The organism is Vibrio sp. ArtGut-C1, assembly GCF_002105475.1.
Taxonomy (GTDB): domain Bacteria; phylum Pseudomonadota; class Gammaproteobacteria; order Enterobacterales; family Vibrionaceae; genus Vibrio; species Vibrio diabolicus.
Genome location: NZ_NCTH01000025.1, coordinates 1 through 13,309, shown reverse-complemented (window position 1 = coordinate 13,309; position 13,309 = coordinate 1). Strand labels below are relative to the sequence as shown.

Here is a 13,309-nt window from a genome sequence, read left to right as displayed (position 1 = left end):
CGCTGTATGCTCAAATGGCAGAAAGAAAAAAGCTCCCTCGGTCGGGAGCTTTTTCTTTCGTGTTCTAACAGTTTGCGACGTTTAAATGGAGTTGCAGTTTAAATCTGTGTTTCGACAGACGTTTCGTTAACTGAGTACGAGTTTGTTCCAACTTATCTAATGCGATGGTGTCGTCATCGACGTGCAAATCGATGTTAATACGAAGCTCTTGGCCCACTTTAGTGATACCCGCTAACTTTAGCTGGTGGTCAGATGTTTTTTCTATCTCTAGTACATCATTGCCAACGACCTGACATAGCTCTTTGCTTGGTGTCATCATTAGTAGCTCACGTAGTGCACCAACCAACATATCAAAAGGAACTTTCAGAAAGTAGAAGCCCATTAGCACCATCATCATAGGATCGGCATAAACCGCATATTCAGCGAATGGCGTTAGTGATACAACCCAAGCAGCAACAAATCCTACCGTCACCGCTACACTTAATAGCGTATCCATCTGCCACTGTTTTTTCTCTGCTTCAATCAAGCCTGATGAGAAGCGACGGCTGCGTTTAGCCATAAACCACCAAGCGTAACCACAACCGATGACGTTTACGATGCCGAATAGAGTGGCAATAGAAGCATCGACTTCACGGCCTCCGGACATCAATGCTGAAATTGCAGAGTAAAGAGAAAAGCTTACAACCACTAAAATGACAGCCGCTTTTATCGCAATAACGATTGGCTCTAAGACCGCTTTTCCAAATGGGAATACAGATTTTGAGGGCTTGTTAATATAGTAGGAAGCGGCCAGTGACAATAAAGTTAACAGTAAGCTGACCAAAGAGTAAACACCGTCAAAAACGATGACAATTGATCCTACAAGCAAGCCAAGTACCATACCACCAGCAGCGAACCCAGATGCTAAAAGGGCTGAAATGGTTAGAATACGGTTTTCGTTTTTGCTTGTCCTGTCACACATAAAAGATGCCTTTAAATTTTAATACCTTACTATTCTTCTCGCATAAGGTAATTTAGGCAACCACTAAGTGAGCAGGTTCTAATCTAAAAAGTTGCGTTTTTGTTTATACTCTTATAAAACAATGACTTGCTGCATGATCTTGGTGCCAATAAAATTGGCGCTCACTGATAAAATGTTTAGAAGTCAAATAAATACTCGCTCAATTTATCCGCTAACCATGTCATTGCTGGGTGCTCAGTTTGACCGTTAGGTGAAAACATACAGTAATCTTCTTGTGTCAATCCGTATGTATGCTTGATAACTGCGAGCTTTTGCTGGCGAAGGTAATGGCGGATTAATGGTTCTGGCAGTACACCCCAAGCGTCTTCTTCTAAGATGGTGTTGAGCATGTAGTCAAAACTCGAAAAGCCAATGTATCGAGTCGAGAAAGGCTGCAGTTCAGGGTTGTCTTTCTCATTTAGGTACACCATCAACGCTTGCATCTGGCTGCGCAGATCTTCGTCTGAGACTCGGCGCATCTTACTTAGGCGATGTTCTGCACTGCATACTGACATCATACGTATCTTGCCTAGCGGGTTATACACGATACGAGGATCGTCGACGCGCTCATAATCAACACCAAAGGCAAAATCCACTTGGTGGGTACTGACTAAGTTGGCTAAGTCGCCACTGGATGCCAAGATTAAGTTGAAGGTTGTGGAAGGGAAGCGGTTATTCAGTGTATGAGAAAGCTCCTGCCAGAGATCATCAGGTAAGGAGTCGTCACGTGCTACCCAAACTTCCGCGTTAAAACCTTCAGAGATTTGAGCACAGGTTTTTCTTATCCGCTGTGCGATGATAAGTAGGTGTTCGCAATCTTTGTAAATGGCTTTCCCAGCTTCAGAGAGGGTGAGCTGGTTGCCAGTTCGGGTAAACAACTCAACGTTGAGATCTTTCTCTAAAGCCTTAATCGACATACTGAGTTTGGTGCGATTACAATCGAGTTGCCTTGCTGCTTCAGAAACAGAACCACACTCAGCGATGGTGCAGAAGGCTTCTACTTGAGTTAAGTTCATGATTTGACACAACCAATAAATGAATTCAAATAATTTGGGTATTATGCAGATATGCTCCCAAAGCCGTGAAAGATTATCGAAAAAAACGTGAATCCGCCAGATAAGTCTATGGTCTTTTAACGGTTTTGCGGTAATCTATGTGGGTTACAAAAAGTGAACATGGAGGCCACGATGGCACAAGATTGGGACGGCTTAGCAAAAAACTGGGAATCAAATCCAGCAACAGAGCAATTTGCGCAGTCGGTGTTTGAGCAGTTACAACAGCTAACTCAGCTTGATGGCATTAAAGTACTAGATTTTGGATGCGGAACAGGGCAGTTAAGTCAACGATTGTCACCGATGGTTAAAGACATCGTAGCATTAGACGCATCGGAAGCCATGATTGAAGAACTCGATAAAAAAGAGCTTGCCAATGTAGAACCTGTCGTAGATGCATTGTCTCGCGGCTTGGTCGCTCAGCATCCAGCGTTTCGTGGACAGTTTGACCTAGTAGTTGCATCGTCAGTTTTAGCGTTTGTGGAAGACTTAGATGCGTCATTAAAAATCTCGCATTCTTTACTTAACCACGGCGGTTACTTTGTTCATTTTGATTGGATTGCAGAATCTGAACAAGACGGTTTTACCCTTGCGAAGTCTAAACGTGCTTTGAAAGATGCAGGTTTTACTGAGGTTGAATCGCAACACGTTTTTGACATTACATCTGACGGTAAAACGATGTCGGTATTAATGGGGCTTGGTCGCCGTTAAGACTGAATAAAGAACACTACATGATAAAAGCGAGCTACCTAGCTCGCTTTTTTCTTATCGGTTGAGGGTATGTACCCAAGTTAACCTCACTTGTTCTTCAATCTGTCGCTGCGGGTGTACGCAAAGTGGTTCTCTAACAACCAAGTGTTTTGAGGTTATTTTGGGGCGACTATCCTGCGGATCTCCTCCAATACTTCAGGATTGGCTATTGCGCCTAAATTTTCTACACTCCGGTTGTTAACGACTTGCTTAACGGCTAACTCAACCAGTTTTCCCGAACGGGTCTTAGGTATATCGCTTATTGCGTAAATTGCACTAGGTACATGTCTTGGAGAACATGCAGATTTTAGCTGTGCTTTGATGGAGGCGATCATCTCGTCGTTGAGCTCTATCCCTTTCATTAATTGGACAAACAGCCATATTTGTTCGTTGCGATCGACTTCTTTTCCTACTGCGATGGAATCTAGAATACCGTCTATACTGTTCACTTGCTGATAGATTTCGGCCGTGCCGATTCTTACGCCACCGGGATTCAACGTGGTATCACTTCGACCATAAAACACGTATCCACCAACGCTGGTTTGTTCAACATCGTCGCCGTGGTGCCAAATATTGTCGAACTTATCCCAATAAGCACGATGATATCTCTCCCCGGTGTCGTTCCAAAAGCCAGCGGGGAAGTTGGGCAATGAATTAGCACAAACCAACTCACCGCGCTCTCCGATTACGCTATTACCCTGCGGGTTAAAGACTCTGACATCGACCCCTAATCCCGCTGATTGGCACTCTCCTCGATAAACGGGAGAAATAGGGTTGCCTAACACAAAGCAGCCACAAATGTCTGTCCCGCCTGAGATCGATGCGAGGTGGACATCTTCTTTAATGTGCTGATAGACATAATCAAACTGTTCTGGATACAGAACTGAGCCCGTTGAGCAAATGGTTTTCAGACTTGGAAATGCATCACTTTTCGGCGGAGAAAAAGAAACTTTTTCCAATGCCTCTAGGTATTTCGCCGAAGTTCCAAACAGCGTCACTTCGGCTTGTTCAGCGAGGTCCCAAAGCACGTTATGAGTGGGATAAACAGGGCTACCATCAAAAATTACTAAACATGCGCCGCTCGCGAGTGAAGAAACGTGCCAGTTCCACATCATCCAGCCACAGGTCGTGTAATAAAACACTCTGTCGTTCGGTTGGATGTCGCAATGCAGTTGATGCTCTTTCAAATGGTTAAGCACTGTTCCACCGACGGAATGAACGATGCATTTCGGTTTGCCTGTCGTGCCTGAAGAATAGAGCACAAATAGCGGATCGTTAAAATTAACACGAGTAAAAGTCAGCGCTTCGGGTGTGTATTGATTCAGGACGTTTTGCCAATCTTGAGTGCAGACGTCGCATTCAAAAATGTGTGGTTTCAGGTAGCTAATTTGGCAAACCTGTTTAAGACCATCAAGATGATCCGCAATATGCTGGTTTTTCTCAGACATATCGAAAGTTTTGCCATTGAATGTATAGCCATCACAAGTAAACAGGATTTTAGGTTTCACTTGACCAAAGCGCTCCAAAACGCTTTCAACGCCAAAATCAGGTGAGGTAGAAGTCCAGGTTGCCCCTAAACTGGTTGTTGCTAACATGGCTATCACCGTTTGAGGTAAGTGAGGCAAATAGCCAGCGACGACATCACCTTGCTTGATTCCACATTCTTTCAACCATTGCTGGACACTCGAAACTTCTTCACACAATTGTTTCCATGTGTAGGTTTGCTTTTCTTCACGTTCATTTTCAAACCAAATCGCGAGATCATCGGGTTGGTGACACGCGTAGGTTAGCAAGTTTTCTGCGTAGTTAATTTGTGCGTTTGGGAACCATTTTATGTCTCTATTTTCGACGGGTTGCTGCCAGCGACTTTCTGCTTGCTCCTTTACGGTCTCTCCTTGAGTACCAATGACGTCGCAGAATAACCAGACTTCTTGCCAAAATTTTTCCACATGATCGAGCGACCATTGATGCAGATCGGCGAAGTTTTCAATGGTATTTCCTTGTCGATTAATGTGTTCAATAAACTGTGTGATGTTGGCTTCTTCGATACGACTTTCGCTCGGTTGCCATACTTTGCTGCTCTCGCGCATAGGTCCCTCTATAACAAAGTGGTAACAGATTTTAGTTTGAGAGGAATACACGATAAAGTCAAACAAGCTAGATATTATATCGTGTCATAAAAATCATGCAGTTACGATGCGTTGTAAACAATATGTTACATCGAGTCGATACTGAGAAAATCGTGTAGGGATTGGAAGCTCTTAAGACTGAAGATAGGCTTAATGTAAAGGATTTGTTAATGGAGATGTGCCATGACTCAGTATCGTTCTAAACCCGTAAACCAGGAAGGCAGGGTTGAATGGAGCCGTGAAGAAGACGCCATTTGGCGAGATTTGGTAACACGACAAATGGGTGTGATCCAAAACAGAGCTTGTAAGGCTTATTTACACGGTTTAACGCTGCTTGATTTACCTCAAGACCGCGTTCCTCAATTGCCAGAAATTAATCGTGTCCTGATGGAGACAACAGGTTGGCAAGTGGAGCCCGTTCCCGCGCTTATTGATTTTGACCGTTTTTTTAATCTGCTCGGTAATAAGCGCTTTCCCGTCGCCACATTCTTGCGTACCAGAGAAGAGTTCGATTACTTGCAAGAGCCGGATTTCTTCCATGAAATATTTGGTCATTGCGCGATGTTAACCAACCCAGATTTTGCTGCATTTACTGAGCATTATGGTCAACTAGGGCAAGCCGCTACACCAAAACAAAGAGCCTATCTCGCTCGTCTCTACTGGTTTACCGTAGAGTTTGGCTTGGTGAAAGAAGGGGACAAAACCAAAATTTACGGTGGTGGTATTCTCTCATCTCCTGGCGAAACCCTCTACGCATTAGAGAGTGATGTAGCAATTCGCGACCCATTTGAATTACAAACTGTGCTGAGAACGCCTTATCGTATCGACATCATGCAACCGAAGTACTACGTGATTGATGACTTTTCTCAGCTTTTTAAAATCAGTCAGTTAAATTTATTGAAACAAGCCGATCTAGCGATTGAAGCTGGACTGCTTCCTCCACTTTTTGAACCAAAGGAACCTGCTCATGTTGAATGAACAAAAATGCGAAGCTTGTAGTATCGATGCCATTGCACTAAGCAAAGAAGAACAACAATCTCTGCTGCTGCAATTGTCTGATTGGCAGATCATTGAAAGAGAAGACATACCTCAACTAGAAAAGGTGTATAAATTTAAGAACTTCAAACAAGCATGGGCTTTCAGTAACAAAATCGCGGAACTGGCAGAAGATGAGTTCCACCATCCTTCTATTATGTTGGAGTGGGGTAAGGTCACCGTAACTTGGTGGAGTCACTCGATCAAAGGTCTGCATAAGAACGATTTTATCTGCGCATCAAAATGTGACGCGCTAACATCGGCAGAGTAGGACATTACCTCATAAAAAAACGCCCGGCTTACGTCGGGCGTTTTGGTTCTAAATGACTTTTACATTACTTTATAGATTGATTCGGAAGACGGATGTCGTGCCAGATACCTCATTGCCAACAGCGATAAAATGACCACCACTACGGGTAAAGTAATTGATGGATTCTGGGCCTAAATCGCCTGCTTTTGGATTGTATGTGCCGTTCGCGCATTCACCATCTTCGACTTCTGTACACACTGGCTGATTGTAATCACGACGGTTTACGTAATGTAGGAACTGCGCTTGTTTCGGATCGGTAATGTCATAAATCATAATACCGCCTTGACGCTCCAAGCCGATAAACGCGTAATGACGACCGTTAATTTGTGCTACTTCAATCGCCTCTGGCTCAATGCCTTTGTCGTCGCTGCGGTCATCGCCACTGTCATTGTTGTCGTTGGTGCTGTTGAAGTGCTTGCCTTCATTCAGCAGCGCGATAGTCGCGAAATCGTCACCACTATCGAAGACCAACTTGCCGTTTTCATCCCAAATCGAGAATGAACGCGCGCCAAATGCTTGAACATTATCTTGTGCAGAAAGCGTTTGTTCCGGCTTAATCACTTTTAAACGCGCGAGTTGTTTGTTGTCTTTTAGTGCCTCTGCCAATGGGTGTTCTGCTGCTACTTTCAGCTTCTTACCGCGCACTTCATCAACATGGCTTAGACAGGTCCCTTGCTTAGATGTGTATTCATCTGTACCAAGGAAATCGTCTTCATCCCACATAAAGCCTGCTTTGTCGCACTGTTCTTGAGTGGTTTTGAATCCGTACTCACGTCCGTGGCCTTCATTTGCAGATACGATGTAAGTACTGCCATCCACTGAGTAGCTGTCGATGGTGTCAGGCATAAATAAGCCAACCAGTTGTGGGTAGCTTTTCAAGTTTCCAATAATTTTGTCTTTGTTAGACGCATCGAGTTTAGCGTCCGACCAAGACTTCTCACCTAAGCCAACAATTCGCTCTACGGATTTGCTCTCTGGATTGACGATTGCCATGGCGTTATTTTCTTGTAGCGCGACATAGATTTTACCGTTATCTGCAAAAGTGAGGTATTCAGGCTCTAGATCTTGAGCGATGGTGGCGTTTGGCCCCGAAATACGTACATTCTTTGGAAGCTCTGCTTTTCGTGAGCCATCAAACTCGTTAAAGCCTATTTGTGACACTTCTGCTTGAGTAACGCTAGGTTTTAGATCGATCAAAGTGATACTACCCTCAGGGTCAACGCTGTAATCGCTGTTTGGCTCACCTTCATTAGCGGTTGCGATGTATCGGCCATCTTTCGAGAAGCCTACCATGTCTGGCAATGCGCCTGTTGGGAACGTCGTGACTAATGACAAATCGTCGGAGCGGTACAAACCAACAATACCATTCGCTTGTTTATTACTGTTTTCAATCGCAACCGCGACCAAACCATTGAATACAGCGACACTGTTTGCAGCGCCAATTTCAACGCCAGCCGCTTCGCCAGCGCTGTTGAGATCAATGAATTCGGTTTGCGTTGGTACGCCGTTGTCATCCATAGAAAGTACATCGACACGTTTTGCTTCAGCATTGACCACATAGAGCTTATCCGTACAGGCGTCATAACTGACGATTTCAGCTGCCGATGTGTCGAATGGGGCATCAGCAACGGATGTCCCGATAAACGTTAACCCTTGAATTGACGTTTCCCCAGCAACGAGCGCAGTGGTAGGTTTGCATTGTGTAGCGAATGAAGCCACGGTATCTTCGGGTTGTGATGAACACGCGATGGCAAGTGATGACAATGCGAGTGCACCGATTGCCTTTAAAGGGGTGATCATGATATCTCCTTATCAATCCGATACGTTGTCAATCAGCATGGGGTTTATGCTTCTGTCCATTTCCGCAATTGGAATGATGGAACGCTGAATGACGTGTGATTTGGTAAGGCTCTGAATATATGTATGATTGATGACTCTTATATTGGCTTTTTATGAAACTAATATGTCATCAAAATGATGAAGTAGGGATAGAGGAATAATGGAATTAAAATCGTTTTTAGATTTATTGGCAGCTTCACCAGAGCAGGTCGAGTTTGAAGCAACGATGGCGGTGATCGAAGAAAACTATACGTTTGAACCAACCGCTTTTGTTAATGGTGAGACGCAAAACAATGCAGGTGAGAACAACGGTTCGTGTAAGATCTTCGCTTTCGGCTTGCTAAACAACCTAGACATAGAAGCGACACTAGCCTGCTTTGGCCGTTTTTATCGTGAAGATGTATTGCTGCATCCAGCGAATAGCGATCACCAGAATATTCGTAATTTTATGGTAACAGGGTGGGATGGTATTAAGTTTGAAGCACCCGCTTTAACCGCTAAATAAACACCAGTCAGAAAACGCAGAACAGTAAGCCAGTCGTATTATGCGACTGGCTTTTTTTCTAGACATTTTCGGCACAAACACAGCTGGTTGGCGCTTGGCTTGGGTAAATCACGGGTTTCAATAGTAAAGCACCAACAGGTTTCTTTGCCTGCGGCGATATCACAATGGGCTTGAGTCCCGCACTCAGGACAATTGTGCGTTGAATCTTCCCCTGCGATTTGTTCGATAATCGTATCTCGTTGGAGATCGGTTTTGTCTTTCCATTGGATGATTTCATCCATCGTTCGGTGACAACTAGAGCATATTCCGGCGTTATTTTTACATGCTGCTCGACAAGGTGACTTCATTGCTTTCTCGTTCTCATTTTTTATGCCGCGTACTCTAGCACAAAGCGAGTCAAGGCCGCCAAAATAAACGTGAGTGCGATTTGCTGGTGAGGAGAGGGCGGCAGTGATATTCTTGGACGAGTTACCTCAAATCTTTGTCACTTATGTTAGAAAAAGAAAACCTCATTAAACTCGCTAGAGTGCAAATGCCATTTGGAAAATATGCAGGGCGAGTGTTAGTCGACCTACCTGAAGAATACCTATTGTGGTTCGATAAAAAGGGCTGGCCAACTGGCGAACTAGGGGATTTGCTCAAGCTGTGTTTAGCGCTCAAAATTGAAGGCTTAGATAGTGTCGTGAAGCCTTTGAAGCGTATGTAACCTGCCACAGAAACTCCCACTTTTAATGAAAAGACTTATTATGAATTTTGATATCGATGCACTGAAACACCACCAATTAGTCGAAGATGGTAAATTAGAGGGATGTTACATTCATCAGCCAGCCCAAGGTAGCCAGCAAGATGACAAAGCTGTTTTGGCAGAGCGCCAAGCGTTGGAAAAGTTGGGATATAAGGTAATACAGGTTAAAGCTAAAGGCGGGACAACAACGTTTGCCGAGGCGATGCAAAAGCTTGCGAAGGACACTGGTCACCTGCCTAAGGAGTAAGTGAGTGTAACCTGCCACAGCCTCCCTAGTGATTCCACGATACCATGTGTTTTCATTCAAAAGAGCCAGACCGTTAGGCTGACTCTTTTTTGCTCCAAACCCGTTGAGAGCTTAAACATCGATCGTATCAATAAAGTCCGTCAATAGAGAAACCAGTTAGTTGCATAAATAACGAGAAGGACTAGAAGACCTAGAAGGAATGGGAAGGTTAGCATCATTGCGAACTTTTTCTTGAAGCTTGGTTTATCGAATACCACGCCTTCGGCCTCCCTTACTCTTCGCTCTTCATCAAAATGCCATTTAATAGCTAAGTAGGCTCCAATACCTAGTACAATAAGCTTAAAAGCTCCAGCAAAGTACGGAAAGAAGTTAGCCCAACTGTCGTTCATTATCCATCTCTCTCAAATTAAATATGGGCTTTACGGTAGCAGAATCCAAGGTTTATGTTTAGTGCTCTCCCAATGTCAGGCGCCCTGGCTAGCACAAGCCTACAGCTCTCTTTGCAATATCCTTGGTTATTAATGATTTAATAGAAAAGGACTAGAACATTTATATCCAGAGGCGTGTCTGTATGGTTTGTAACGTTTTTGCCCCATTCCAATTTAGCTCGTTTGATCGTCTCTTTGCCTAATAGTTCCCATTTATAATGATCTTGCGTGGTTCAAGGCCCATTTCATCCATTGTTACCGTTGTCAGCCCATCAACATGTGCAGTATAGGGTCTGAGTTTTGAGTGGATACAATCTTCTCGGATTAGCCACCATATCGCTCACGATGACCAACAGCCAAGGTCAGGTCACGCGTTTGTCTCACAGCCTAAAATTGCAAGTGAGAACCGCGGTCACAGTAAAGAATTTGTTTTGTATCATCTTGGGTTTGCCATCATGCCAAGATTTATGATGGAGAAAGAGTTAGCACGAGGAGATTAAGTTCGCACCCTATTTGATGTACACGACTTGGAGAACCCGACTTATGCGGTGTACTAATAGAAAGCTTCAATGCCGCTTCGAGTTGAGTTCTTGAAGAAAAAGGCCGGTGCGTTTGAATAGCATCGAACGCCACCTATTAAACTTAGTATTCCCGAAAGCAAAGCCCACCGAAAAGCGGGCTTTGTTCTCTTTTAGTAACGAGAATAACAACTAGTAGTTAGCTTGAATGCTGACACCGCTATAGTTTGAGTAACCTTGAATCATGACGTGATAACGTCCACTTTGCGTCGCGCTGACCGTACATGTTTCATTGTTCCCGTATTTGAAAGGTCGGCAGTCCCATGCGTTCAGTGCTGGTTTTGCACCAAAACGGAGATACAGGTCCGCATCACCGCTGCCACCATACATTTGTACGGTTAAGCGCTGCCCAGCTTCTACATCAACATAGTAATACGTTACTTGACCGCTTGAGCCACTTAAACCGCTCACTGGCACGCCCGAGGTTAACTTGCCCTCTGGGTCTGGTGTTGGATCTGGGCCACCACAGTCTTGGCCACAATCAGCATCCGTTAAGCTATAAAGCAGCTTGTTCACGCTGCCTCTTGTATCCGTCACCTTTCCGCTAGTTGCGCGACTAACGATCAAGGCCTCTACTTGGCTTGGCGACAGCGAGCTGTTTTCTTGAAGATACAGTGCTGCTACACCCGCCACATGTGGCGTCGCCATCGAAGTACCACTAATGGTTTTGTAACCACCGTCATACCACGCAGATTTGATTTGTGAGCCTGGTGCAAACACGTCCACACAACTGCCCCAGTTTGAAAAACTCGAGCGTGCATCCGTGCTAGTAGTTGAGCCGACAGTCACACCAGTAGCAACGCGCGCTGGAGAGTAGTTACAAGCATCGGCATTGGAGTTACCTGCTGCTAGCATAAAGCTGACACCTGACTGAACCGCACTTTGCACCGCGCTATCTAGAGCAACAGATTGACCGCCACCTAAACTCATATTGGCAACTGAAGGTCCGGAAGCGTTCGCAGCCACCCAATCCACACCGGCGATAACACCAGACGTAGACCCCGATCCGCTACAGCTCAATACTCTCACGCCGACAAGGTTGACGTTTTTCGCAACACCATACAAGCTGCCGCCAATGGTGCCCGCAACGTGTGTCCCGTGTCCATTACAGTCACTTGCATCTGCATCGTTGTCGACAAAGTCATACCCTGAAACTGAGCGACCACCGAACTCAACATGTGCATTATTCACACCAGTATCGATAACATAAGCCGTTACACCAGCCCCATCAAAGTTGGCACTGTAGTTGTTATCGAGTGGCAAGTTACGTTGGTCGATTCGGTCTAGTCCCCAAATGGCATTGGTCTGATTTGCGTCTGCCGAGACTATTGGGTCAAGCGATAGGATTCTGTCTTGCTCAATGTAGTCCACACGAGGATCAGAACGCAGATCTTTCAGTTGCTCAGGGCTCAAGTTAGCGACAAATCCACTTATCGAGTGGTCAAAAACCGACTCCACTTGTATCGAATACAAACCAGACATGCGGTCTACAGACTGTTGCGTGAATTGCTCGAATTCTGTTGAGTTGCTCGCCATCATTTGCGGTTGTTGAAATACCACTATGTAGCGATCTGCAATGGCGATGTCGTCCGGTGCAAGCATCAAAGTGGCAGGCAATGTGTCGGGATCTTGTTGTAACTCTGCACTGTCCGCAATCTCATTGGGTTGCGAAAAAGCGAGAGAAGAATGAAAACAGAGCGCGGAGGTGATACAACAACTTAGTAGTTTCTTTAACATAAAATGTTCCTTGAAATCATAGTCTTGTTGATTTTACCTAGTACCAAACTGTCAACACGTAAACACAGACAATCAGCGTGGTACGCTCAATACGTGCTGCAGTGACGTTACACAAATCAAACTAGACAATGAGTAATCATATGCATAATTGATAATAATTCGCATACTCAGAAACATGATCAATAACTAAGCTTTATTGAAATTGAAATGCAAAGATTCATTTAGATTTAGAGCAAAATCCCTAAAATAGAATAATTCTACACACCTGGCTTATTGCCTGTTATATGCACTATTCTTACCGATAATTTACGCAATAAAAACCTAACTATTCTTTCATTGGTCATGACTCAAATCGGTTGATAGATGTTAATATAGCCACTTGATTTCTGATGTTTTTTAACTCATGGCTACTATCCAAGTTCAATGTCGTTTCTGTAATAAAACAGAGCCCGTCCGTGAACATGGAAAAGGGCATTCCACTCGATTAAGTTTACGAAGCACGCAAGCCAGATGTAAAAGAAAAAATTGTCGATATTGAATAGCTCTGGAGTTAGGGAAACAGCACAAGTGTTGAATGTCGCATACAACACGGTATTGAGCACTTTAAAAAATCTCGCCAAGGTAAGTAACCTCAATACCTTTCGATAGAGCAAATATAAGACTAATTTGTAAACTTGAAAGGCTAGCTGCATTGGTTGAGGAATATGAGGAATATGAGGAATATGAGGAAAAATACTTCCCCATTTAAGAACTGCAACACACCTTTTCCCCGTTCCGTGCCAGTAACCTTCTACCTCACAAATCACAGTGAGGTGGTTTGACCTACTTTCACTTATCTGTGTAGTGTCTGGTAAGTCGGAGTGAAGTGGCATAGTGAATTTGGCCACCTGATTAAGAGGTGATGTATGATCATCTCGATACTAAAACAGGTGACATTATGACTAAGCGTGAAAG

At 44.3% G+C, this 13,309-nt stretch carries 13 protein-coding genes and 1 pseudogene; 7 read left to right on the top strand and 7 right to left on the bottom strand.

Annotated elements, in window-relative coordinates:
• Positions 1–64: 64 nt before the first annotated feature.
• Positions 65–961 (bottom strand): cation diffusion facilitator family transporter, encoded by an 897-nt coding sequence (locus B7360_RS18480; RefSeq protein ID WP_005391129.1) that lies wholly within the window; start codon positions 959–961, stop codon positions 65–67.
• 176 nt (positions 962–1,137) lie between these two features.
• Complete coding sequence (locus tag B7360_RS18475; protein WP_006742040.1) at positions 1,138–2,016, bottom strand: LysR family transcriptional regulator; 879 nt, start codon at positions 2,014–2,016, stop codon at positions 1,138–1,140.
• A gap of 171 nt (positions 2,017–2,187) precedes the next feature.
• Between B7360_RS18475 and B7360_RS18470 the strand changes: the two genes are divergently transcribed.
• Positions 2,188–2,763, top strand: coding sequence for a class I SAM-dependent methyltransferase (locus B7360_RS18470; RefSeq protein ID WP_006742039.1), 576 nt, complete (start codon positions 2,188–2,190; stop codon positions 2,761–2,763).
• Positions 2,764–2,918: 155 nt separating this feature from the next.
• Here the strand turns inward: B7360_RS18470 and B7360_RS18465 are convergent, their stop codons facing one another.
• The gene (locus tag B7360_RS18465) at positions 2,919–4,892 is read right to left on the bottom strand and encodes an acetoacetate--CoA ligase (RefSeq protein WP_085344308.1); all 1,974 of its coding nucleotides are present in this window, start codon (positions 4,890–4,892) and stop codon (positions 2,919–2,921) included.
• Between the two features lie 222 nt (positions 4,893–5,114).
• Between B7360_RS18465 and phhA the strand changes: the two genes are divergently transcribed.
• Entirely contained in the window at positions 5,115–5,909 is a 795-nt protein-coding gene (gene phhA / locus B7360_RS18460) for a phenylalanine 4-monooxygenase (RefSeq protein WP_005391119.1), read from the top strand.
• Complete coding sequence (locus B7360_RS18455) at positions 5,899–6,237, top strand: 4a-hydroxytetrahydrobiopterin dehydratase (RefSeq protein WP_085344307.1); 339 nt, start codon at positions 5,899–5,901, stop codon at positions 6,235–6,237. Before phhA ends, B7360_RS18455 begins: the two co-directional genes overlap by 11 nt.
• A 69-nt stretch (positions 6,238–6,306) precedes the next feature.
• Here B7360_RS18455 and B7360_RS18450 read toward each other — a convergent pair whose 3' ends face one another.
• Positions 6,307–8,076 (bottom strand): choice-of-anchor I family protein, encoded by a 1,770-nt coding sequence (locus B7360_RS18450; protein WP_085344306.1) that lies wholly within the window; start codon positions 8,074–8,076, stop codon positions 6,307–6,309.
• Positions 8,077–8,275: 199 nt separating this feature from the next.
• Here B7360_RS18450 and B7360_RS18445 point away from each other — a divergent pair, with 199 nt between their 5' ends.
• On the top strand, positions 8,276–8,620 hold the full coding sequence (locus B7360_RS18445; protein WP_085344305.1) for a HopJ type III effector protein: 345 nt from the start codon (positions 8,276–8,278) through the stop codon (positions 8,618–8,620).
• Positions 8,621–8,658: 38 nt separating this feature from the next.
• On the opposite strand, the gene B7360_RS18440 is transcribed toward B7360_RS18445, so the two are convergent.
• Positions 8,659–8,967 (bottom strand): cysteine-rich CWC family protein, encoded by a 309-nt coding sequence (locus tag B7360_RS18440; protein WP_085344304.1) that lies wholly within the window; start codon positions 8,965–8,967, stop codon positions 8,659–8,661.
• A 143-nt stretch (positions 8,968–9,110) separates the two neighbouring features.
• On the opposite strand from B7360_RS18440, the gene B7360_RS18435 reads away from it, so the two are divergent.
• Positions 9,111–9,326, top strand: coding sequence for a DUF3820 family protein (locus B7360_RS18435; RefSeq protein ID WP_085344303.1), 216 nt, complete (start codon positions 9,111–9,113; stop codon positions 9,324–9,326).
• A 40-nt stretch (positions 9,327–9,366) separates the two neighbouring features.
• Positions 9,367–9,612 carry a hypothetical protein gene (locus B7360_RS18430; protein ID WP_085344302.1) on the top strand — a complete coding sequence of 82 codons (246 nt, stop codon included), beginning with the start codon at positions 9,367–9,369 and terminating at the stop codon, positions 9,610–9,612.
• A 140-nt stretch (positions 9,613–9,752) separates the two neighbouring features.
• On the opposite strand, the gene B7360_RS18425 is transcribed toward B7360_RS18430, so the two are convergent.
• Together B7360_RS18425 and B7360_RS18415 are read right to left on the bottom strand one after the other, a co-directional pair.
• Positions 9,753–10,001, bottom strand: coding sequence for a hypothetical protein (locus B7360_RS18425; protein WP_046873682.1), 249 nt, complete (start codon positions 9,999–10,001; stop codon positions 9,753–9,755).
• A gap of 749 nt (positions 10,002–10,750) precedes the next feature.
• Positions 10,751–12,355 carry a S8 family peptidase gene (locus B7360_RS18415; protein ID WP_085344301.1) on the bottom strand — a complete coding sequence of 535 codons (1,605 nt, stop codon included), beginning with the start codon at positions 12,353–12,355 and terminating at the stop codon, positions 10,751–10,753.
• Positions 12,356–12,758: 403 nt separating this feature from the next.
• On the opposite strand from B7360_RS18415, the pseudogene B7360_RS25290 reads away from it, so the two are divergent.
• A pseudogene (locus B7360_RS25290) lies at positions 12,759–13,034 on the top strand (IS1-like element transposase); the annotation flags it as partial.
• Between the last annotated feature and the right edge of the window lie 275 nt (positions 13,035–13,309).